This is a genomic window from Bradyrhizobium nitroreducens, assembly GCF_002776695.1.
GTDB lineage: Bacteria > Pseudomonadota > Alphaproteobacteria > Rhizobiales > Xanthobacteraceae > Bradyrhizobium > Bradyrhizobium nitroreducens.
The window spans coordinates 3,068,644-3,086,494 of sequence record NZ_LFJC01000003.1 but is presented as its reverse complement, the minus strand read 5'-3'; the positions used below and the strand labels follow the sequence as shown (position 1 = coordinate 3,086,494).

The 17,851-nt window shown below is 66.2% G+C and carries 17 protein-coding genes; 15 read left to right on the top strand and 2 right to left on the bottom strand.

The window, feature by feature from the left end; all coding sequences use genetic code 11:
• The first annotated feature begins 814 nt into the window (after positions 1 to 814).
• The 4 genes from TSA1_RS15205 (at position 815) to TSA1_RS15190 (ending at position 3,607) form a co-directional block, all read left to right on the top strand.
• Complete coding sequence (locus TSA1_RS15205) at positions 815 to 1,435, top strand: TetR/AcrR family transcriptional regulator (protein WP_100177069.1); 621 nt, start codon at positions 815 to 817, stop codon at positions 1,433 to 1,435.
• Between the two features lie 50 nt (positions 1,436 to 1,485).
• Entirely contained in the window at positions 1,486 to 2,679 is a 1,194-nt protein-coding gene (locus tag TSA1_RS15200) for an MFS transporter (RefSeq protein ID WP_100177068.1), read from the top strand.
• 160 nt (positions 2,680 to 2,839) lie between these two features.
• On the top strand, positions 2,840 to 3,259 hold the full coding sequence (locus TSA1_RS15195; protein WP_100177067.1) for a DUF4118 domain-containing protein: 420 nt from the start codon (positions 2,840 to 2,842) through the stop codon (positions 3,257 to 3,259).
• A 138-nt stretch (positions 3,260 to 3,397) separates the two neighbouring features.
• Positions 3,398 to 3,607 carry a hypothetical protein gene (locus TSA1_RS15190; protein WP_100181136.1) on the top strand — a complete coding sequence of 70 codons (210 nt, stop codon included), beginning with the start codon at positions 3,398 to 3,400 and terminating at the stop codon, positions 3,605 to 3,607.
• Positions 3,608 to 3,621: 14 nt separating this feature from the next.
• On the opposite strand, the gene TSA1_RS15185 is transcribed toward TSA1_RS15190, so the two are convergent.
• The gene (locus tag TSA1_RS15185; RefSeq protein WP_100177066.1) at positions 3,622 to 4,854 is read right to left on the bottom strand and encodes a class I SAM-dependent methyltransferase; all 1,233 of its coding nucleotides are present in this window, start codon (positions 4,852 to 4,854) and stop codon (positions 3,622 to 3,624) included.
• A 152-nt stretch (positions 4,855 to 5,006) separates the two neighbouring features.
• On the opposite strand from TSA1_RS15185, the gene rfbC reads away from it, so the two are divergent.
• Positions 5,007 to 5,531: a dTDP-4-dehydrorhamnose 3,5-epimerase gene (gene rfbC, locus TSA1_RS15180; RefSeq protein ID WP_100177065.1), complete on the top strand. Its 525-nt coding sequence runs from the start codon at positions 5,007 to 5,009 to the stop codon at positions 5,529 to 5,531.
• Complete coding sequence (locus tag TSA1_RS15175) at positions 5,528 to 6,424, top strand: NAD-dependent epimerase/dehydratase family protein (protein WP_100177064.1); 897 nt, start codon at positions 5,528 to 5,530, stop codon at positions 6,422 to 6,424. The genes rfbC and TSA1_RS15175 overlap by 4 nt, the downstream gene beginning before the upstream one ends.
• Before the next feature lie 229 nt (positions 6,425 to 6,653).
• On the opposite strand, the gene TSA1_RS15170 is transcribed toward TSA1_RS15175, so the two are convergent.
• Complete coding sequence (locus TSA1_RS15170) at positions 6,654 to 7,631, bottom strand: LysR family transcriptional regulator (RefSeq protein ID WP_100177063.1); 978 nt, start codon at positions 7,629 to 7,631, stop codon at positions 6,654 to 6,656.
• 120 nt (positions 7,632 to 7,751) lie between these two features.
• On the opposite strand from TSA1_RS15170, the gene TSA1_RS15165 reads away from it, so the two are divergent.
• The 9 genes from TSA1_RS15165 (at position 7,752) to TSA1_RS15125 (ending at position 17,849) form a co-directional block, all read left to right on the top strand.
• Positions 7,752 to 8,789: a class 1 fructose-bisphosphatase gene (locus tag TSA1_RS15165; RefSeq protein WP_100177062.1), complete on the top strand. Its 1,038-nt coding sequence runs from the start codon at positions 7,752 to 7,754 to the stop codon at positions 8,787 to 8,789.
• A gap of 12 nt (positions 8,790 to 8,801) precedes the next feature.
• On the top strand, positions 8,802 to 9,677 hold the full coding sequence (locus tag TSA1_RS15160) for a phosphoribulokinase (RefSeq protein ID WP_100177061.1): 876 nt from the start codon (positions 8,802 to 8,804) through the stop codon (positions 9,675 to 9,677).
• Positions 9,678 to 9,691: 14 nt separating this feature from the next.
• Entirely contained in the window at positions 9,692 to 11,710 is a 2,019-nt protein-coding gene (gene tkt, locus TSA1_RS15155; protein WP_100177060.1) for a transketolase, read from the top strand.
• A 12-nt stretch (positions 11,711 to 11,722) separates the two neighbouring features.
• A complete protein-coding gene (gene fba / locus TSA1_RS15150) occupies positions 11,723 to 12,808 on the top strand; it encodes a class II fructose-bisphosphate aldolase (protein ID WP_100177059.1) in 1,086 nt (361 codons plus the stop codon).
• Between the two features lie 38 nt (positions 12,809 to 12,846).
• Positions 12,847 to 14,307, top strand: coding sequence for a form I ribulose bisphosphate carboxylase large subunit (locus tag TSA1_RS15145; RefSeq protein ID WP_100177058.1), 1,461 nt, complete (start codon positions 12,847 to 12,849; stop codon positions 14,305 to 14,307).
• 11 nt (positions 14,308 to 14,318) lie between these two features.
• Positions 14,319 to 14,726: a ribulose bisphosphate carboxylase small subunit gene (locus TSA1_RS15140; protein ID WP_100177057.1), complete on the top strand. Its 408-nt coding sequence runs from the start codon at positions 14,319 to 14,321 to the stop codon at positions 14,724 to 14,726.
• A gap of 99 nt (positions 14,727 to 14,825) precedes the next feature.
• Positions 14,826 to 15,758, top strand: coding sequence for a CbbX protein (gene cbbX / locus TSA1_RS15135; protein WP_100177056.1), 933 nt, complete (start codon positions 14,826 to 14,828; stop codon positions 15,756 to 15,758).
• The gene (rpe, locus tag TSA1_RS15130) at positions 15,755 to 16,492 is read left to right on the top strand and encodes a ribulose-phosphate 3-epimerase (RefSeq protein ID WP_100177055.1); all 738 of its coding nucleotides are present in this window, start codon (positions 15,755 to 15,757) and stop codon (positions 16,490 to 16,492) included. Before cbbX ends, rpe begins: the two co-directional genes overlap by 4 nt.
• A gap of 205 nt (positions 16,493 to 16,697) precedes the next feature.
• Positions 16,698 to 17,849 (top strand): FIST signal transduction protein, encoded by a 1,152-nt coding sequence (locus tag TSA1_RS15125; RefSeq protein ID WP_100177054.1) that lies wholly within the window; start codon positions 16,698 to 16,700, stop codon positions 17,847 to 17,849.
• The last annotated feature ends 2 nt before the right edge of the window (positions 17,850 to 17,851 follow it).

Genomic DNA, 17,851 nt, shown 5'->3' with positions numbered 1-17,851 from the left:
GAGGCCAAAAGGAATGGTCGGCTCCCGGGAGATCACGGCATAAGCCGTCCAGCCATCGCGCAGGGAAGGCCGAGTGATCGGCACCACCTGTATGCTGCTGTGCGGTTCTTCCTGCGTGTGCCTTTCGCGCAGCAGACCGCGGGTGCCTGTCGGCACCCGGCCTTCCCTGCGCCCTCTTGGATTTGAGGGTGGAGCGACGAAGCAAAGCTCGGGCGAAAGCGCCGCGAGAACGAGAAGGCGTGCCCGCCACCACATCCACGGTGTCACTGCTCGCCTAGTGCGCAATTGCGCACAGGGGCGGGCGGATCCAGTATTCCAGAGGCCGCAGTGATCGAACCGAGAAGCCGCGGCGTACTGGATTCCCCGCCTTTGCCGGGAATGACAGCGTTGCTCGGAGAAGCAGGCTGTCGCCGCTAACTCCGTCATTGCGAGCCAACGGGTCCGCGCGAAGCGCGGCCCGATGACAGGCTCCGCGAAGCAATCCAGAGTCTTTCCGCGGAGGGATTCTGGATTGCTTCGTCGCAAGGGGCTCCTCGCCATGACGACGTGGAGAGCGCCAGCGCCACCCTCCGCTCTCGTGCCCCGGACGCAGCGCAGCGCTCTCAAGGCGACGCGAAGCATCGTCCGGGAGCGGTGCGCTGCAGAGCCGGGGCCCATCTCACCGCGAGCTCGGCTGCCGCCCTGGGTCCCGGCTCTGCGCAGCGGCACTGCGTGCCGCAGCTTGTCCGGGACACGACAACGTTGCTCGGTCCAGCCTTTCCCCCTCACAACTCCGTGTCTTTATTCGGGAACGATCATTCCCTATTATCCCGCAATGCAAGAGACCGCCCGCAGATCGCAAGCCACCGCCCGTCCGCCCGGCCGTCCCCGGGAATTCGACATGGACACCGCGCTCGACCGCGCCGTGAGGGTGTTTTGCGAGCGCGGCTATCATGCCACCTCGATCGGAGACCTGACCGCCGCGATGCGGCTCGCCACCGGCAGCGTCTACAAGGCGTTTCGCGACAAGCAGGCCGTGTTCCTGGCGGCATTCGACCGCTACGCCGCGGTCCGCCGTGAGCAGACCCGCAGCGCGGCCGCGCGCGGCAGCAACGGCCGGGAGCGGCTGCGCCACATGCTGCTGTTCTATGTCGAGCATTCGCAAGGCATCGAGGGCCGCCGCGGCTGCATGGTGGTCGGCGGCACGGTCGAGCTCGCCGCGCTCGATCCGCAAGTCCGCGCCCGCGTCAACGCGCAGATCGAGACCAACGAGGCCTTCATCGCGGGCCTCATCCGCGAGGGCCAGGGCGACGGTTCGATACCGGCCCATGTCGATGTCGACGACACCGCGCGGCTGATGATCTGCATCACGCAGGGCATGCGCGTCGTCGGCAAGGCGCGCCTGCCGCTCGACGGGAAGCGCCTCGTCGGCGTCGCGATGAAGCTGCTCGCCTGAATTCATGCCTTATTAGGGAATGATCGTTCCCATATCTGGAGTCTGCTGGAATGACGATGAATGCCACGATCGAGACCGCCCCCGAACCGGATGCGGTGTCACAGCGCCTGACCTTCGTGCTTGCCGCGGCCTGTGGCATGGTCGCCGCCAACATCTACTACGCGCAGCCGCTGATCGCCCCGATCAGCGCCGCGCTCGGCCTGTCGCATGAAGCCGCGGGGCTGATCGTGACCATGACGCAGATCGGCTATGGCGTCGGGCTTCTCTTCATCGTGCCGCTCGGCGATCTCGTCGAAAATCGCGCGCTGATCTGCTCGGTGATCATGCTCGGTGCTACCGCGCTGCTCGCCGCCGCGTTCTCGACCCATGCGCTGCCGTTCCTGGTCGCGGCGCTGTTCGTCGGGCTCGGCTCGGTCGCGGTGCAGATCATCATCCCCTATGCGGCGCATCTGGCGCCGGAGGCCATCCGCGGCCGCGTCGTCGGCAACGTCTCGACCGGGCTGATGCTCGGCATCATGCTGGCGCGCCCGGTGTCGAGCTTCGTCACCGCGGCCTCGTCGTGGCACACGGTGTTCTTCGCCTCCGCCGCGCTGATGATCGTGCTCGCAGCGGTGCTCCGCCTCGTGCTGCCGAGGCGCCGGCCCGTCGCGCGTATGCATTACGGCACGCTGCTGCTGTCGATGCCGCACCTGGCCTTGAATACGCCGCTGCTCCGGCGACGGGCGCTCTACCAGGCGAGCCTGTTCGGCTGCTTCACCCTGTTCTGGACGGTGGCGCCGCTCCAGCTCGCGGGCGCGTTCGGTTTTTCCCAGCGCGGCATCGCGCTGTTCGCCCTCGCCGGCGTCGCCGGCGTGTTCGCAGCTCCCATCGCGGGCCGGCTCGCCGATCGCGGCCATAGCCGGATCGCGACGCTGGTTGCGATGCTGCTCGCGGCCGCGGGCTTCCTGGCGAGCTATGTCGGCGCGCCCGGCTCGATGCTGAACCTCGGCTGCCTGGTCGTGGCCGCGATCGCCATCGATATCGGCGTTCAGGGCAACGTCGTGCTCGGCTTCCGCGCCATCTTCGCGCTCGGGCACGAGCACCGCAGCCGCCTCAACGGTCTCTATATGGCGACGTTCTTCGCGGCCGGTGCCGCCGGCTCTGCCATCGGCGCCTTCGCCTTCGCGCAAGGCGGCTGGCCGCTCGCCTCGGCCATTGGCCTCGCTTTGCCCGTCGCGGGCCTGCTCTATGCGGCGACCGAGTAGTCGCCGGCCCGGCGGAATGGCGCGATGCGGCTGTTTACCAAGACCCGGACACGAGGCCCTGCGAGGCGTCGGGTGCTGCAATTTCCATCTCGCGGTTTGCTTGCGGTTGTAGTACTTTCGTCTCAAGCGAGCCCGGTTAACGGGCGGCAGGGGGAGGCTGATGAGGCGTGCGGGGCTGTTTGGCGTACCGCGGGTACGGCCATGGTCGTGGCGGGCGTTTCTGCTCGGTTGCGTCGTTATCGCAGTATCGGCCGTGCTTCAGGGCATCTGCGTCGCGCTCGGCGCCAAGTTCTATTTTGCAGCGTTCCTGCCCGGCCTGTTCGTGCTCGGCCTCGTCGCGGGCGCGCCGGCGGCCGTGTTTGCCGCGCTGTTCACGGTGCCATTGGTGTGGTGGGCGTTCATTCCGCCCTTCTTCGAGTTCAGCGCGCTGTCGAGCACGAATGCCGATTCCATCAACCTGTTCTGCCTGCTTGCCGTGCTGCTGATCGGCCTTGCCGATCTCTGCCGCGAGACGATGAGCATCATCAGCCGCGGCGGGCTGAAGCCGCCGGGCGAGAGCGCGGCAACGAATCCGCAATAGATCGTCCTGCCGCGATGGCGCGCGTTGCCTGCGCGCAACAGTCCGGCAACCATCCGCGCGCTTGCCGCGCGCCGCTAACTTTTCGAAAAAGATTTGGCCGCAGTTTCTCCCCCGGGAATGACGAGGGAGTTTTCGGACATGAACGGCCAAATCAACGGTCACGCCATCCTGGAGAACGTGCGTCGCTATCGCGGCATCGCATCACTGTATCGCCAAACCGCTGCGTTTCGCCCGGGCCAGAGCTGGTCGCTGCTGGAACAGGCGCAGGATTGGGAAGCGCGGGCGCTGTCGGAGCTGGAATCCTATTTCGCAGCGCGCATGGACTACGCCGCGCCGCGCGCAGCCTGATCGTTAACCATCGATCACGATATGATCGTGAGCTCGGGTGCGGGCACCACGAATTGTCCGCCCCAGGCGCGAATCTCCGCCAGCTGCGCGACGATCTCGTCCTTCAGATTCCAGGGAAGGACGAAGACGTAATCAGGCCTTGCCGCGATCAGGGCGGCGGGATCGCGGATCGGCAGATGCGATCCCGGAAGCAGCAGGCCCTGCTTGTGCGGATTGCGATCCACGGTGAACGGAATCAGCTCGCGCGTGACGCCGCAATAATTCAGCAGCGTGTTGCCCTTGGCAGGCGCGCCATAGCCGAGGACCGTCTTGCCCGCGCGCCGCGCGGCGGCGAGAAAGTCGCGGATCGCTCCACGCTTCGCCGCCACCTTCGCCTGAAAATCGCGATAGATCGCGGGCCGGTCGAGACCTGCGACTTCCTCGCGCCGGCGCAATTGCTCGAGCGCGGGCGAGGGCCTTTGAGCAGCCGTCGTCCTGCAGACATGCAGGCGCAGCGAGCCGCCATGAGTCGGCAATTCCTCCACGTCGAACACGCGCAAGGCGTGTGCGCGAAACACCGTCTCGAGGGTCGCGAGCGAGAAGTACGACAGATGCTCGTGATAGATCGTGTCGAACTGAATCCCTTCGATCAGATGCAGCAGGTGCGGAAGCTCCAGCGTCGCACGTCCGGTGTCGGGCAGGAGAATGCGCAGGCCCGCGACGAAATCGTTGATGTCGGGGACGTGCGGCAGCACGTTGTTGGCGACGATCAGTTCGGGCCTGTGGCCCTCGGCGCAGAGCGCTGCGGCCGCATCGCGGCCGAAATAGCAGGTCCGGGTCGGAATGCCCTTGGCGATCGCAGCGGCCGCCGGGCCGCTGGCCGGCTCGATCCCGAGCGCGCCGATGCCGGCGCGCTGAAAATATTGCAGCAGATATCCGTCATTGCTGGCGATCTCGATCACCTCGGACGCAGGCCCGAGCCTTGCGCGGACGATCATCTCGGCGGCATAGCTCTCCGCATGAAGCAGCCAGCTCTCGGAATAGGACGAATAATAGAGATACTGGTCGAAGATGCTGGCCGCCGGCTCGAATTGCGGCAGCTGGACCAGCCCGCAGGCGCGGCACACGCGGGCATGCAGCGGGTAGGTCGGCTCGGCGGCATTCGCGCACTCCGGCGGCAGATAGGAATTCGCCAGAGGCGACAGGCCGAGATCGACGAAGGTCTCGTCGAGCTCCCGCGCGCAGAAGCGGCATCGATGCCCGTCCATGACCGGATCGTCCCGTTGTGCCGCCCTGTCGCGGCTGTTAGTGAATGCTTCCAAGCTACGGAAACTCCGACAAGGTTGCGCATGATGCAACCGAAAAGGCGTTCGGGTGAACGGACGTTCGCAGCGGCGGCGTCGCGGCGCGGAGGGGCGAGATGAAGTTCGCTGCATTGGCTCTGCCGGGCGTGGTCGAAATCGGCATCGAGCGCGAGCTTGATGCGCGCGGGTCCTTTGCCCGGCTGTTCGACACCGAGGCCTTCGCGGCGCAGGGACTGCCGACGCAGTTCGCGCAACACAGCCTGTCCCGCAACGAACGCGCCGGCACCCTTCGCGGTCTGCACTACCAGGCCGGCCGGCCGGAGGCGAAGCTGGTGCGCTGCGTTGCCGGCCGCGCCTTCGACGTGATCGTCGATCTGCGCCGATCGCTGCCGACCTTTGGACAATGGTGCTCGGTCGAACTCACCGCCGACCGCGGCAATGCGGTGTTCATCCCCGCCGGATGCGCGCACGGCTTCCAGACGCTCACTGATGCGACCGAGCTGATGTACTGCATCGACGTGCCTTATGACGCGCAGGGCGCAGCAGGCATTCGCTGGGACGATCCGTCGCTGGCAATCGCCTGGCCGCTGCCCGATCCGATCCTGTCCGCGCGCGACCGCGCGCTGCCGTATCTCGCATGAAGCGGGTCTTGGTCACGGGCGCGTCCGGATTCATCGGCCGTGCGCTCGTGCCTGCGCTGGCGGGGCGCGGCTTCGAGGTCCATGGCATCGCGCGCACAGCGCAGCCGGCGACGCCGGGCGTGAGTTGGCATGCGGCCGATCTCCTCACCGAAGCCGGCCGCGCGCATGCGCTGTCCGCAGCGCGGCCGACGCATCTCGTCCATCTCGCCTGGGAAGCGCGGCCGGGCCGCTATCGCGAAGATCCCATCAATCGGCGGTGGACGGAGGCGAGCATCGACCTGCTCGCGCGCGCGCAAGCCTGCGGCATCAGCCGCGTCCTCGGCATCGGCAGCTGCCTCGAATACGGACCGCAGAGCGGTCCGTGCGAAGAGGGCGTGAGCCCGTGCCGTCCCACGACATTGTACGGCCAGGCCAAGCTCGCGACGGGCGAAGCCTATATCGCGGCGGGCGCCATTTGGGGCCGCGTGTTTGTCCCGTTCGGTCCGCACGAGCCGGAGAGGCGCCTCATTCCTTCGCTGATCCGGAGCCTCCGTGCCGGACAAGACTTCGATTGTTCGCATGGCGGCCAATTGCGCGACTTCGTCTATGTCGACGATCTCGCGCAAATGATCGCCGCCGTGCTCGACAGCGAGCTCAAAGGCGCGGTCAATCTCGCCAGCGGCGAGGTGTGCAGCCTGCGCAGCGTGATCGAGCACTTCGCCGAGTGCCTCGAGGCGCCTCATCTGGTCAGGTTCGGCGCCCTCGATGCAACGGGCGTCGATGCCGAGCCGATGCTCGCCGCCGATGTCAGCCGCCTCCGCGAGGTGACCGCAGGCGTGCCGCTGGTCGGCTTCAAGGCAGGTGCCGCCCGCACTCTCGCATGGTGGACCGATCGCCTGCCGAGGAGCGCGTGAGGTGCGGTTCACTTGCAGCAGGCGGACGGCAGGCGGGTCCCGTGGCAATTACGGAGTTGTCTCGCCGAGCGTCTGTGCTAGCAACGGGCCGACCGAAACCTCCTTCATGTCGGCCGGGGCAAGCGATGACCACGTTCAACCGCATCTTCACGACCGAGCGCCTGCTCCAGATCATCGTGATCCTGGCGGCCACCGTCGCCATGAAGCTGATGAGCTGAGTGCCGGCGGACTATCGTCCGCTGAACTCGGGCACGTCGGGCAGATAGTTCGATCCTTCCGAGCCCAGGAAATCGAACATCGCCTGCGCCGGCGGCAGCAGCACCTTGTCGCTGCGGCGGATCACATACCATTGCCGCACGATCGGCAGGCCCGCGACGTCGAGCACGATGAGCCGGCCTTCGGCGAGCTCGTGCGCCACCGTGTGGGCCGAGATGAAGGCGATGCCGAGCCCGGCGATGACCGCCTGCTTGATGGTCTCGTTGCTGCTCATCTCCATGCCGACGATCGGCTCGAGGTCGGACTTTTGGAACATGCCCTCCATCAGCGTCCGCGTGCCCGAGCCAGGCTCGCGGGTGAGGAAGGTCTCGTGCACGAGGTCGGTCAGGCTGAGGCCGGAATCCTTTTCCAGCCAGTGCCCCTTGCGCGCGACGATGATGTGCGGATTGCGCCCGAGCTGGCGGACGTCGACGGAGACGTCGGCCGGTGGCCGACCCATCACGGCGAAATCGAGGTCGTAGCCGTGCATGGCCTCGCGAATCTCCTCGCGATTGCCGATGGTCAGCTTGATCTCGATCTTGGGATAGCGCTTGGAGAATGCCGCGATTGCATGCGGCACGAAATATTTCGCGGTCGAGACCGCGCCGAGATGCACGGTGCCGCCGGTCCGCCCCGCCAGCAGGTCGAGCGCGCCCTGGCAGTCGGTGATGGCGGCCTCGACCCGCTCGGCGAGCGCCAGGACCTCCTTGCCCGCCTCCGTCAGCAGCATGCCGTCGCCGGTCCGCTGCACCAGCGGCAGGCCGGCGAGGTCCTGAAGCTGCCGCAGCTGCTGGGTCACGGCCGGCTGCGTCAGCCCGAGATGGCCGGAGGCCGCCGTCACGCTGCCCTTGGCCGACAATGCCGCAAGCGAACGAAGCTGCCGGATCGTGAGATGCCGGAGCTGGGCCGCCGCATGGCCGGGACCATTATAAGAAAATTCTTTGACGCTCATTATGAATAGAAATTTTCCTTATTAAGCTGCCCCTGTCAATCTCCTGATGCCGGGACTGATCGCTGCCTGCCTCCAGAGGGGAGGGAATGGACGCGGCGCCGGCACAGGGGATGGACGCAGATGACCGGGCAACTCAGGCTGGACGATCACCTTCAACGGTATTCCGAGACCGCGCCGCACGCGCTGGCCGTGGCCGCCGCGGTCGATGCCATCGCGGCGGCGGCGATCGAGATCGCCGACCTCATCGCCACCGGTGATCTCGCGGACGCCTCCGGCCTGACGACGGGGCGCAACAGTGACGGCGACGTGCAGCGCGATCTCGACGTCCAGGCCGATGCGATCCTGCGCCGCTGTCTCGGCAAGCTGCCGATCGCGGCGCTGGCGTCTGAGGAGATGCGCGAGGCCCAGATCGGCGACCGCGAGGGCCGCATCTGCATCGCGATCGATCCGCTCGACGGCTCCTCCAACATCGACATCAACATGACCGTCGGCACGATCTTCTCGATCCTGCCGGCACCCGAGGACCTCTCGCTCGCCTTCCATCAGCGCGGCTCGGCGCAACTCGCGGCGGGCTTCGTCACCTACGGCCCGCAGACCTCGCTGGTGCTGACGCTCGGCGAAGGCGTCGACATCTTCACCCTCGACCGCAAGGCGGGCTGCTTCCGCCTCGCGCGCGCCGGCGCGCAGATCGCCGAGGCCTGCGAGGAATTCGCGATCAACGCGTCGAACCGCCGGCACTGGGATCCGCCGGTGCGTGCCTTCATCGAGGAATGCCTCGCCGGCGTCGAAGGGCCGGCCAACCACGATTTCAACATGCGCTGGGTCGGCTCGCTGGTGGCCGAGACCTATCGCATCCTCACCCGCGGCGGCGTGTTCCTCTATCCCTCGGATGCGCGTGCCGGCTATGGCGACGGTCGCCTGCGCCTGACTTACGAGGCGCATCCGATGGCCATGATCATCGAGCAGGCCGGCGGCTCCGCCACGACGGGACGCGAGCGCATCCTCGATCTCTCAGCGCAAAACCTGCACCAGCGCGTGCCGCTGATCATGGGTTCGAGCAACGAGGTGCGGCGCGTCGAGGAGCTGCATTGCGATCCGGTGCTGGTCGCCAGCGTTTCAGCGCCGCTATTCGCGCGGCGCGGATTCTTCCGGCTCTGATCGAGGTGACGCATGTCCAGGAAACATCCGATCATCTCCATCACCGGCTCCTCTGGCGCCGGCACCACCTCGGTCAAGAAGACCTTCGAGCAGATATTTTTCCGCGAGAAGGTCAACGCCGCCTACATCGAGGGCGACGCCTTCCACCGCTATGACCGCGCCGAAATGCGCACGCAGATGGCCAAGGAGGCCGAGCGCGGCAACAGGCATTTCAGCCATTTCAGCCCCGAGACCAACCTGTTCGAGGAACTGGAGCGCGCGTTCCGCGACTACGGCGAGACCGGCACGGCGGTGACGCGCCACTACGTGCACGATGCCGAGGAATCCGCACTGCATGGCGCGGCGCCCGGCACCTTCACCGATTGGAAGAAGCTGCCGGAGAACTCCGACCTCTTGTTCTACGAAGGCCTGCACGGCGCCGTGGTCACCGACAAGGTCAACGTCGCGCGCTATGCCGACCTCAAGATCGGAGTCGTGCCGGTCATCAATCTCGAATGGATCCAGAAGCTGCACCGCGATCGCAGCGCGCGCGGCTATTCGACCGAGGCGGTCACCGACACCATCCTGCGGCGGATGCCCGACTACATCCACTACATCTGCCCGCAATTCACCGAGACCGACATCAACTTCCAGCGCGTGCCGACGGTGGACACCTCCAATCCGTTCGTCGCGCGTTGGATCCCGACGCCGGACGAATCGATGGTCGTGATTCGCTTCAAGAATCCGCGCGGTATCGACTTCCCCTATCTGCTCTCGATGCTGCCGCAGAGCTGGATGTCGCGCGCCAATTCGATCGTCTGTCCCGGTGCGAAGCTCGATCTCGCGATGCAGCTGATCCTGACGCCGCTGATCATGCAGCTCATCGAGCGCAAGCGAAACCTGAAGTAAAGAGGGAGGATCCGATGAACATCTCCGTCCACGCCGAAGCCGACCTCACGGCGGTCGCGCACAACGACCTGGCCAATGCCGTCCGCTTCCTCGCGGTCGATGCCATCGAGACCTCGCAATCCGGCCATCCCGGCCTGCCCATGGGCATGGCCGACGTCGCGACCGTGCTGTTCTCGCGCTTCCTGAAGTTCGACTCCGCGCATCCGACCTGGCCGGACCGCGACCGCTTCGTGCTCTCCGCGGGCCACGGCTCGATGCTGCTCTACGCATTGCTGCATCTGACCGGCGGCGATGTCAGCCTCGACGACATCAAGGCCTTCCGGCGATGGGGCTCGAAGACGCCGGGCCATCCCGAGTATGGCCACACGCCGGGTGTCGAGACCACGACGGGGCCGCTGGGGCAGGGCATCGCGACTGCGGTCGGCATGGCGCTCGCCGAGCGCATGGCCAATGCGCGGCATGGCGACGGGCTCGTCGATCATTTCACCTACGTCATCGCGGGCGACGGCTGCCTGATGGAAGGCATCAGCCAGGAGGCGATCTCGCTCGCCGGCCATCTCGGGCTCGGCCGCCTGATCGTGCTGTTCGACGACAACGGCATCTCCATCGACGGTCCGACCTCGCTCGCGACATCCGACGACCAGCTCGCGCGTTTCGCCGCCTCCGGCTGGTCGGTGCGCGGCGTCGACGGGCATGATCCCGAAGCCGTTGCACAGGCGATCGCGGAGGAGCGGGCGACCGCAAAACCGTCGCTGATCGCCTGCCGCACCATCATCGGCTATGGCGCGCCCGACCGGCAGGGCACCGAGAAGGCGCATGGCGCGCCGCTCGGCGCCGAGCAGGCCGCGGTGGCGCGCCGCACGCTGGGTTGGGATTATCAGCCCTTCGTGGTGCCGATCCCGGTGCTCAAGGCTTGGCGAATGATCGGGCAGCGCGGGCAGGTCGATCGGCTCGCCTGGCTCGATCGCTATGAACGCGCGACGCCAGAGCAGCGCGACCTGTTCGTCGAGGGCAAGGCCGTTGGACTGCCGGCCGCCTATGCGCTGGCCGCCGCGAAATTGCGCGAGCGCTTTGCCAGCGAACGGCCGAAGCTCGCGACGCGGCAGGCCTCGCAGCAGGTGCTCGACGGCATCGCCGGGACCATCCCCGGTCTGGTCGGGGGCTCCGCGGACCTGACGCATTCGAACCTCACGCACGCCAAGGCGCAGGCTCCCGTCAAGCGCGGGGCCTTCGCCGGCGACTACATCCACTACGGCATTCGCGAGCACGGCATGGCCGCCGCGATGAACGGGCTCGCGCTGCATGGCGGCTTCATCCCCTATGGTGGCACGTTCCTGGCGTTCTCCGATTACAGCCGGCCGGCAATCCGCCTTGCAGCCCTGATGCGGCTGCGCGCCATCCATGTGATGACCCACGACTCCATCGGCCTTGGCGAGGATGGCCCGACGCACCAGCCGGTCGAGCATCTTGCGGCGCTGCGCGTGATCCCGAACCTCCTGGTGTTCCGTCCCGCCGACGCGGTGGAGACGCTGGAAGCCTGGGACTGCGCACTCAGCTCCGAGAGCCGTCCCTCCGTGCTGTGCCTGTCGCGGCAGGCGCTGCCAACCTTCCGCAGCGATGCGCGCGGCAGAAACCGTGTCGCGAACGGTGCCTATCTCGTCGTCTCCCCCGATGGCGGACGTGACGTGACGCTGATCGCAACCGGCTCGGAAGTGTCGATCGCACTGGAAGCCGCGCGGCTGCTCGCGACTGAGCACATTCGTGCGGCCGTGGTCTCGGCGCCGTGCTTTGCGCTGTTCGAGGAGCAGCCGGACGATTATCGCGCCACTGTGCTCGGCACGGCGCCGCGCGTCGGTATCGAGGCGGCTGTCGCCGGTGATTGGCATCGCTGGATCGGCGCCGACGGCGAGTTCGTGGGCATGCGCGGCTTCGGCGCCTCGGCGCCGGCGCCGGTGCTGTACCGCGAATTCGGCATCACGCCACAGAGTATTGCCGAAGCCGCCCGCCGGGCGATTGCTCGCAACAGTCGATAAGGAGGACATCCCTTGGCACGCATTACCCTTCGCCAGCTGCTCGATCACGCCGCGTCTCATGGCTACGCGGTGCCGGCGTTCAACATCAACAACATGGAGCAGGGCATCGCGATCATGCAGGCGGCGGCCGAGGTCGACGCGCCCGTCATCATGCAGGCCTCGCGCGGCGCGCGCAGCTATGCCGGCGATCTCATGCTCTCGCACATGATCGACGCGCTGGAGCGGACCTATCCGGACATCCCGCTCTGCATGCACCAGGACCACGGCAATGACGAGGCGACCTGCGCGTCCGCCATTGCCCATGGCTTCACCTCTGTGATGATGGACGGTTCGCTCAAGGCGGATGCCAAGACTGCGGCCGATTACGATTACAATGTCGCAATCACTCGCCGCGTCGTTGATCTCGCGCACTGGGTCGGGGCTTCCGTCGAAGGCGAGCTCGGCGTGCTCGGCTCGCTCGAACATGGCGGCGGCGAGCAGGAGGACGGCCACGGCGTCGAGGGCAAGGTGAGCCACGACCAGCTGTTGACCGATCCCGATCAGGCCGTCGATTTCGTTCGCGCGACGAAGGTCGACGCGCTCGCCATCGCGATGGGCACCTCGCACGGCGCCTACAAGTTCAGCCGCAAGCCCGATGGCGACATCCTGGCGATGCGGGTGGTCGAGGAGATCCACCGCCGCCTGCCGAACACGCATCTGGTCATGCATGGCTCTTCCTCGGTGCCGCAGCCGCTGCAGGACATGTTCAACCAGTTCGGCGGCGAGATGCCGCAGACCTGGGGCGTGCCGGTCGAGGAGATCGTGCGCGGCATCAAGAGTGGCGTGCGCAAGGTCAATATCGACACCGATTGTCGCCTCGCGATGACCGCGGTGTTCCGAAAAGTGGCGGCGCAATCGCGCAACGAGTTCGATCCGCGCAAATTCCTCAAGCCCGCGATGGACGCGATGCGCGAGCTTTGCCGCGAGCGCTTCGAGCAGTTCGGCACCGCAGGCCATGCCAGCAAGATCAAGGTCGTTCCCTTGAGCGAGATGGCGCGGCGTTACCGCGCCGGCGAGCTCGACCCACGTATCGACGCCCGTGAGCCCGTTGCGGCCTAGTTAGTCGGAAAGAGCAGAGAAAAGAGCAGGAGAGAGACATGAACGCACATACCGGCACGGTCCGCGGCAAGGAGCGTTATCGCTCTGGCGTCATGGAATACAAGCGCATGGGCTATTGGGAGCCCGACTACACGCCAAAGGACACCGACGTCATCGCGCTGTTTCGCGTCACGCCGCAAGAGGGGGTCGATCCGATCGAAGCGTCGGCTGCGGTGGCCGGTGAATCCTCGACCGCGACCTGGACCGTGGTGTGGACCGACCGCCTCACGGCGGCCGAGAAGTATCGCGCCAAATGCTACCGGGTCGATCCGGTCCCGGGCTCGCCGGGCTCCTACTTCGCCTACATCGCCTATGACCTCGACCTGTTCGAGCCGGGCTCGATCGCGAACCTCTCGGCCTCGATCATCGGCAACGTGTTCGGCTTCAAGCCGCTCAAGGCGCTGCGGCTGGAAGACATGCGCTTCCCGGTCGCCTATGTGAAGACGTTCCAGGGGCCGGCGACCGGCATCGTGGTCGAGCGCGAACGCCTCGACAAGTTCGGCCGGCCGCTGCTCGGCGCGACGGTGAAGCCGAAGCTCGGACTCTCCGGGCGCAACTACGGCCGCGTGGTCTACGAGGCGCTGAAGGGCGGGCTCGACTTCACCAAGGACGACGAGAACATCAACTCGCAGCCCTTCATGCATTGGCGCGACCGCTTCCTCTATTGCATGGAGGCGGTGAACCGCGCGCAAGCGGCCTCCGGCGAGGTCAAGGGCACCTACCTGAATATCACCGCGGGCACCATGGAGGACATGTACGAGCGTGCCGAGTTCGCCAAGGAGCTCGGATCGTGCATCGTGATGATCGACCTCGTAATCGGTTACACCGCGATCCAGTCCATGGCCAAATGGGCGCGGCGCAACGACATGATCCTGCATCTGCACCGTGCCGGTCACTCGACCTATACGCGGCAGAAGAGCCACGGCGTGTCGTTCCGCGTCATCGCCAAGTGGATGCGCCTGGCCGGCGTCGACCATATCCATGCCGGCACGGTGGTCGGCAAGCTCGAGGGCGATCCCAACACCACACGCGGCTATTACGACGTCTGCCGCGAGGACTTCAACCCGACCAAGCTCGAGCACGGCCTGTTCTTCGACCAGTCCTGGGCGAGCCTGAACAAGATGATGCCGGTGGCCTCCGGCGGCATCCATGCCGGCCAGATGCATCAGCTGCTCGACCTGCTTGGCGAGGACGTCGTGCTGCAATTCGGCGGCGGCACCATCGGCCATCCCATGGGTATCGCGGCCGGCGCGATCGCCAACCGCGTGGCGCTGGAAGCGATGATCCTCGCCCGCAACGAGGGCCGTGACTACGTCCACGAAGGTCCGGAGATTCTGGCGAGGGCGGCCGAGACCTGCACGCCGCTGAAGGCGGCGCTCGAGGTCTGGAAGGACGTGACCTTCAACTATCAATCCACCGACACGCCGGACTTCGTGCCGACGGCGCTCGAAACCGTCTAGGGAGACGCAACATGAAACTCACTCAGGGTTGCTTTTCGTTTCTGCCCGATCTCACCGACGACCAGATCACCAGGCAGGTGCAGTATTGTCTTGGAAAGGGCTGGGCGGTGAACATCGAGTTCACCGACGATCCGCATCCCCGCAACACCTATTGGGAGATGTGGGGCCTGCCGATGTTCGATCTCCAGGACGCTGCCGGCGTGATGATGGAGCTCGCGGAGTGCCGCAGGGTGTATGGTAACAGATACATCCGCATCAGCGGCTTCGATTCCAGTCATGGTTGGGAATCGGTGCGGATCTCCTTCCTGGTCAACCGGCCGCCTGATGAGGCCGAGTTCGAGCTGGTCCGGCAGGAGGTCGGCGGCCGGGCGATCCGCTACACCACCGTGCGCAAGCACGCCGCGCACGCGTCAACTTAAGTCATCCGTTTCCGCACGGAGCTCTCCCTGCTCCGGATCCTTGGCGGACCAACTGCTTCGCCGCCTCCCTCGCGGCGAAGCCCTTTTTTCGAGGTCCCGATGCTGGATGTGCCCCACGCAACCACGACTGAGCCCAGCGAGACCCAATTCGATCTCCGCAAGGAGGCCGAAGCGGCCGGGATCACCGACACGCTGCAGCAGCTCGATCAGGAACTGGTCGGATTGAGACCGGTGAAGAACCGCGTGCGCCAGATCGCCTCGCTGCTGCTGATCGAGCGCATCCGGCAGCGCGCGGGCCTGGCCTCGGCGCCGCCGACGCTGCACATGTCGTTCACCGGAAATCCCGGCACCGGAAAGACCACGGTCGCGCTGCGCATGGCGAAGATCCTGCACGGTCTCGGCTTCGTGCGGCGCGGGCAGGTAATCTCGGTGACGCGCGACGACCTCGTCGGCCAATATATCGGTCACACCGCGCCGAAGACGAAGGAGATCCTGAAGAAGGCGATGGGCGGCGTGCTGTTCATCGACGAGGCCTATTACCTGCACCGGCCCGACAATGAGCGCGACTACGGCCAGGAAGCGATCGAGATCCTGCTCCAGGTGATGGAGAACCAGCGCGAGGATCTCGTCGTGATCCTCGCCGGCTATGGCGAGCGCATGACGAGCTTCTTCGCCTCCAATCCCGGCTTCCGCTCGCGCATCGCCCACCACATCGAATTTCCCGACTATGCGGAAGAGGAACTGCTCGTCATCGCCGAGCTGATGCTGAAGGAGCGGGGTTATCGGTTCTCGGCGGCGGCGCGCGAGGCCTTCGAGCGATACATCGCGCTGCGCCGGACCCAGCCATTCTTCTCCAACGCGCGTTCGATCCGCAATGCGGTCGACCGTATCCGCCTGCGGCAGGCCGATCGCCTGGTGTCCGATCTCGACCGCATGCTCGATGTCGCCGATCTCGAGACCATCGATCCCATGGACGTCCTGGCGAGCCGCGTCTTCAGCGGCGGCACTGACGCGCGGAGTGCAAAGCCATGACCGGAGAGATCGTCATCGCTCCCTCGATCCTGGCTGCGGATTTCGCGCGCCTCGGCGAGCAGATCGCGGCAATCGACGCGGCTGGCGCCGACTGGATCCATTGCGACGTCATGGACGGACATTTCGTGCCGAACATCAGCTTCGGCGCCGATGTCATCAAGGCCATCCGGCCGATGACGAAGAAGATCTTCGACGTGCATCTCATGATCGCGCCTGTCGATCCCTATCTCGAAGCGTTCGCGAAGGCCGGGGCCGATGTCATCACCGTCCACGCCGAAGCCGGCGCGCATCTCGACCGTTCGCTTCAGGCCATCCGGGCGCTCGGCAAGAAGGCCGGTGTCAGCCTGTGCCCCGCCACTCCCGAGAGCGCGATCGAATATGTGCTTGATCGCATCGATCTCGTGCTGGTGATGACGGTCAATCCTGGATTTGGCGGTCAGTCGTTCCTCGAATCCCAGCTTCCGAAGATCGAACGTGTCAAGGCCATGATCGGCGACCGGCCGATCAGGCTCGAGGTCGACGGCGGCGTCACGCGCGACAATGCCGCTGCGGTGGCGGCGGCCGGCGCCGATACGCTGGTGGCGGGTTCCGCAGTATTCCGCGGCAACTGCGTCGCCGATTATGCCGCGAACATCGAGGCCATTCGCATTGCTGCCGAGACAGGACGGGTTCCGACGCTGCGAGAAAATGCTGTGCAGCCGATGCGCCTCGGCGAAAGCGCGCGCATCCGGTAGACTACGGATGGCTTCGCCAAGCGTTTGCGCAGAGGTATCGACGGCCTCGGCGACGGATTTTCCCGGAGTCCTACGGGGAATCTGACGCAAGTCGACAATACCCTTCATGCCGGGGTAACCAACGGTGTCGAAGTAAGCGCCCGATTAACGGCGACGCAATGCGCCGCTCCACAATCTGTGGTTCAAGAGCTGCAGAGAGCGTGGGATGCACATTCGATATCTTCACTGGAATGCTGCCCATGGCTGGCGCGGAGCGGATGCCCTGCGCGAGCCACCCCAGCTTGTGCTCTATTTCGGCAGCCGCGAGCAACTCGCGGACGGCCAACGTTATCGCGAGCTGCGCGGTCTCTATCCCGACAGTCATATCGTCGGATGCAGCACCGGCGGCCAAATCCATGGCGACGATATCTGCGATGACGAAGTCGTCGCTGTCGCCTTGCACTTCGCCCATACGCAAGTGCGGCTGGTGCAGGAGGTCGTCGAGACCCGCGACACGTCGCGAGCCTGCGGCGTGCGTCTTGCCCGCCAGGTGCTGGCGGCGGATCTGGCGGGCCTGTTCGTCCTATCGGACGGGTTGGCGGTGAACGGCGCCGAGCTGCTCGCCGGGATCACCGAAGTGCTGGGGCCGGATCTGCCCGTGACCGGCGGGCTCGCCGGCGACGGCACCCGATTTGAACAGACGATGGTCGGAGCCGACGCGGAGCCGTCGCCGAACCGCATCGCCGCAATTGCATTCTACGGCGCCTCGTTCCGCTTCGCGCATGGCTGCGCCGGCGGCTGGGACGTGTTCGGGCCGCGCCGCAAGGTGACGAAGGCGCAAGGGTCGGTGGTCGTGGAGCTCGACGGCGAGCCGCCGCTGGATCTGTATACCCGCTATCTCGGCGAGGAGGAGGCTGCGGCGATGCCGGGTTCGGGCCTGGCATTCCCCTTGCGCATTCACGACGAGGCCGAGCCGAACCGGCAGATCGTGCGCTCCGTGTTCGCGGTGGATCGCAATGCCCGCACGCTGACATTCGCGGCCGACATTCCGGAAGGATGTACCGCGCAGTTGATGCGCGCCAATTTCGACAGTCTCGCCGCAGGTGCCGGGGAGGCCGGTAGGCAGGCGCGCAGCGCACTCGCGGACGAGGTTGCCGGGGACAAGCTTGCGATCCTGGTGAGCTGCACCGGCCGCCGCAGAGTGATGGGGCAGCGCACCCAGGACGAGCTGGATGCCGTTGCCGCCGAGCTCGGCGACGACGTCGTCCGGATCGGATTCTACTCCTACGGCGAGATCGCTCCGCCGGCCGTGTCCGGCCGCTGCGAACTGCACAACCAGACCATGACCGTTACCGTCATCGCGGAGGCGGCGGCTTGACC

What these genes read in the sequence shown, in the direction of transcription:
- TSA1_RS15175 (WP_100177064.1), top strand. Translation starts at nt 5,528, where the DNA reads ATGAAGCGGGTCTTGGTCACGGGCGCGTCCGGATTCATCGGCCGTGCG.
- TSA1_RS15190 (WP_100181136.1), top strand. Translation starts at nt 3,398, where the DNA reads ATGAACGGCCAAATCAACGGTCACGCCATCCTGGAGAACGTGCGTCGC.
- TSA1_RS15125 (WP_100177054.1), top strand. Translation starts at nt 16,698, where the DNA reads ATGCACATTCGATATCTTCACTGGAATGCTGCCCATGGCTGGCGCGGA.
- TSA1_RS15200 (WP_100177068.1), top strand. Translation starts at nt 1,486, where the DNA reads ATGACGATGAATGCCACGATCGAGACCGCCCCCGAACCGGATGCGGTG.
- TSA1_RS15140 (WP_100177057.1), top strand. Translation starts at nt 14,319, where the DNA reads ATGAAACTCACTCAGGGTTGCTTTTCGTTTCTGCCCGATCTCACCGAC.
- TSA1_RS15170 (WP_100177063.1), bottom strand. Translation starts at nt 7,631, where the DNA reads ATGAGCGTCAAAGAATTTTCTTATAATGGTCCCGGCCATGCGGCGGCC.
- rpe (WP_100177055.1), top strand. Translation starts at nt 15,755, where the DNA reads ATGACCGGAGAGATCGTCATCGCTCCCTCGATCCTGGCTGCGGATTTC.
- tkt (WP_100177060.1), top strand. Translation starts at nt 9,692, where the DNA reads ATGAACATCTCCGTCCACGCCGAAGCCGACCTCACGGCGGTCGCGCAC.
- TSA1_RS15185 (WP_100177066.1), bottom strand. Translation starts at nt 4,854, where the DNA reads ATGGACGGGCATCGATGCCGCTTCTGCGCGCGGGAGCTCGACGAGACC.
- TSA1_RS15165 (WP_100177062.1), top strand. Translation starts at nt 7,752, where the DNA reads ATGACCGGGCAACTCAGGCTGGACGATCACCTTCAACGGTATTCCGAG.
- rfbC (WP_100177065.1), top strand. Translation starts at nt 5,007, where the DNA reads ATGAAGTTCGCTGCATTGGCTCTGCCGGGCGTGGTCGAAATCGGCATC.
- TSA1_RS15195 (WP_100177067.1), top strand. Translation starts at nt 2,840, where the DNA reads ATGAGGCGTGCGGGGCTGTTTGGCGTACCGCGGGTACGGCCATGGTCG.
- TSA1_RS15160 (WP_100177061.1), top strand. Translation starts at nt 8,802, where the DNA reads ATGTCCAGGAAACATCCGATCATCTCCATCACCGGCTCCTCTGGCGCC.
- cbbX (WP_100177056.1), top strand. Translation starts at nt 14,826, where the DNA reads ATGCTGGATGTGCCCCACGCAACCACGACTGAGCCCAGCGAGACCCAA.
- TSA1_RS15145 (WP_100177058.1), top strand. Translation starts at nt 12,847, where the DNA reads ATGAACGCACATACCGGCACGGTCCGCGGCAAGGAGCGTTATCGCTCT.
- TSA1_RS15205 (WP_100177069.1), top strand. Translation starts at nt 815, where the DNA reads ATGCAAGAGACCGCCCGCAGATCGCAAGCCACCGCCCGTCCGCCCGGC.